The sequence below is a fragment of the Emticicia sp. genome, assembly GCF_049241225.1.
In the GTDB taxonomy this organism is placed as follows: Bacteria; Bacteroidota; Bacteroidia; order Cytophagales; family Spirosomataceae; genus Emticicia.
Window position 1 is genome coordinate 20648 of sequence record NZ_JBMLRC010000109.1, and the last position, 2639, is coordinate 23286.

Genomic DNA, 2639 nt, shown 5'->3' on the forward strand with positions numbered 1-2639 from the left:
GAAACCAAATTGAGTGCCTTGAAGATTCAGTTACAGCCACATTTTTTGTTTAATACTCATCATAATATCATTGGTTTGATGCAAAAAGGCGATACCGAAAAAGCCACACAAATGCTCATCAAGCTAAGCGATTTACTACGGCTAAGTCTAAAAGAAAACAACGAAGATTTGGTAAAACTAAAAAATGAAATTCATCTTTTAGAGCTTTATTTAGATATTTTGAAAATACGTTTTGAAGATAGGTTAGCTTGTAAAATATTGATAGACAATAGCTTACAAGAAGTATTTGTGCCACCAATGCTTTTGCAACCAATCGTAGAAAACGCCATCAAATACGGCGTAGAGCCATTTTCCAAACAAGGAGAAATTGAGATTTCTGCAAAAAATACCGAAACCCAACTCATGCTTTCGGTGAAAGATAACGGCATCGAAACTTTCTCAGATTTTAGGTTTGGAATTGGGTTAATGAATACCCAAGAGCGTTTGAAAAACCTTTTTGGAGAAGAAACAAGTATCAATATTTTGAGCAACGCCCCCGATAGAGGTGTGTGCGTAACGATAACCTTACCGCTACTGAAATGACCTATAAAGTTTTGATAGCCGACGATGAATTGATTGCGAGAGAAATCTTGCAAAACCAACTTAAACGCTACTCGGAAATTGAGTTGGTGGAAACTTGTAATGATGGAAAAACAGCCTTGAAAGCCATCGAAAAACACGAGCCAGACGTAGTTTTTTTGGATATTCAGATGCCCGAAATGAATGGTATTAATTTGGCTAAATCGTTGAATGTGAGCAAGTTGCCGTTGATTGTGTTCGTGACGGCATTTGATAATTATGCGATTCAGGCATTCGAGACAAATGCCATTGATTATCTGCTAAAACCTTTCGATGATGAGCGTTTCGACCGAATGTTTCAGAAAGTGCTGAAGCAATTGGAATTGACCAATAAACAAGAGTTTTCGGCGGTTTTTGAGAAATATGGACAATTTTTTCAACAAATAGCACAACCAACTTATGCCGAAATCGTGACCGTAAAAGATGGCGGTCGAATCCAATTAATAAAAATTGCCGACTTGATTTATGTAGAAGCCGAAGGGAATTATATCTCACTTCATACCGAAAAAACAAAGCATTTACTCTACGAAACGCTCACGCATTTTGAGACAAAACTAAACCCCAAAAACTTTGTCAGAATTCACCGTTCGACCATCGTAAACTTGCATTTTATCAAAGAAATTCAGTCGCATTTCAATGGTGATTATTCGGTGATTCTGAAAAATGAAAAAGTGCTTCGGATGAGCCGCAACTATAAAGAAAATCTAATAAATTAATTATCAAACGATTATGAAAAAGCTATTTCTAATTCTTTCTATTCCAGTTTATGTTTTTTCTCAAAAAAATGTAGGTGATGCTTGCGAAGACTGTGAACTAATTTATGCAGGAATGCCTAAAAAACTATCGTGGCAGGCTTCGATTTGCAGTGAAAATGAAGCGGGCGAAAAACTCGAAATAAGTGGCAAGATTTACCAAAAAGATGGTAAAACACCAGCTTCTGGTGTGATTTTATACGTTTATCATACAGATGTCAAGGGGTATTATTCACCTGCTCCTAATCAGAAATTCGCACGTAAGCACGGGCATCTTCGTGCTTGGATAAAAACCGATGTCAATGGGCAATATAAATTCTATACGATTCGTCCAGCAGCTTATCCAAATCAAAAATTTCCAGCTCATATTCACCCCATTATCAAAGAACCCAATAAAAATGAATATTGGATTGATGATTTTCATTTTGAAGGAGACCCACTACTGACTGCCAGTGAAAAAGCTAATTTTCAAAATCGTGGAGGGTCTGGAATTATAAAAATCAGCAAAAACGAAAAAGGTATTTGGGTGGGTAAAAGAGATATAATCTTAGGAAAAAACATTCCAAAATATGATTAAAACCTCATTTCCTATCGCTATGCCCCAGTGATTTCTCAGGAGCAATCAAATCTCTCACCAGTTGTTTTAACTCTTTTATTTCTGGGAAGTGTCCTTCACGCTTGCGGTCGAAAATTACTTCTTCGTTGAGCAAAACTTTGAAACTTCCCGCAATTTCGCTTGGGCGGAGGCCAACTTCGCCCAATTCGGCTTCGAAAGTTGTCAATAATTCTTGTGCCATCCATGCCGAGCGTAATAGCCAATGGCATTTCGGGCAGTATTCGAGTGTAATTTTTGGTTTCATATTCAATTTGATTTTGTAACCACGGAGGCACGGATTTAACGGAGAGTCACGGAAATTTTTTTCTGTGTAAATCCATGTAATCTGTGCCTCCGTGGTTAATCTAAATTATACTTTTGACAAAATAAGAAAAAATATTTCTTATTTTTAGCAAAAAAATCAACCCTATCAATATGAAACGTTTTCTCTCTCTTGTCTTTTGTCTCATATCTCTTGTCTCATTTTCACAAGTTCAAAAAGACTATCCTTATCGTGGAGTACCGTTTACGCAGGTAAAACTCAGCGATAATTTTTGGTTGCCAAAACTCGAAATCAATCGAACCGTCACGATTCCGTGGTCGTTTCAGAAATCGAAAGAAACGGGACGAATCAAAAACTTCGAGCAAGCAGTTGCTCACACAGGAAAACTTTG

The 2639-nt window shown here is 37.1% G+C and carries 4 protein-coding genes and 1 pseudogene; 4 read left to right on the forward strand and 1 reads right to left on the reverse strand.

Annotation, left to right across the window (positions count from 1 at the left end; genetic code table 11):
- The 3 genes from ACOVO2_RS06905 to ACOVO2_RS06915 form a co-directional block, all read left to right on the forward strand.
- The coding region (locus ACOVO2_RS06905) for a sensor histidine kinase (protein WP_421769265.1) at window positions 1-582 on the forward strand (582 nt) is incomplete at its 5' end.
- Window positions 579-1334 carry a LytR/AlgR family response regulator transcription factor gene (locus ACOVO2_RS06910; RefSeq protein ID WP_421769266.1) on the forward strand — a complete coding sequence of 252 codons (756 nt, stop codon included), beginning with the start codon at window positions 579-581 and terminating at the stop codon, window positions 1332-1334. The genes ACOVO2_RS06905 and ACOVO2_RS06910, both read left to right, overlap by 4 nt.
- A gap of 13 nt (window positions 1335-1347) precedes the next feature.
- Window positions 1348-1947, forward strand: coding sequence for an intradiol ring-cleavage dioxygenase (locus tag ACOVO2_RS06915; RefSeq protein WP_421769267.1), 600 nt, complete (start codon window positions 1348-1350; stop codon window positions 1945-1947).
- A 4-nt stretch (window positions 1948-1951) separates the two neighbouring features.
- Here ACOVO2_RS06915 and ACOVO2_RS06920 read toward each other — a convergent pair whose 3' ends face one another.
- The gene (locus tag ACOVO2_RS06920; protein WP_421769268.1) at window positions 1952-2230 is read right to left on the reverse strand and encodes a SelT/SelW/SelH family protein; all 279 of its coding nucleotides are present in this window, start codon (window positions 2228-2230) and stop codon (window positions 1952-1954) included.
- A 170-nt stretch (window positions 2231-2400) separates the two neighbouring features.
- Here ACOVO2_RS06920 and ACOVO2_RS06925 point away from each other — a divergent pair.
- Window positions 2401-2639: pseudogene (locus ACOVO2_RS06925) on the forward strand (glycoside hydrolase family 127 protein); the annotation flags it as partial.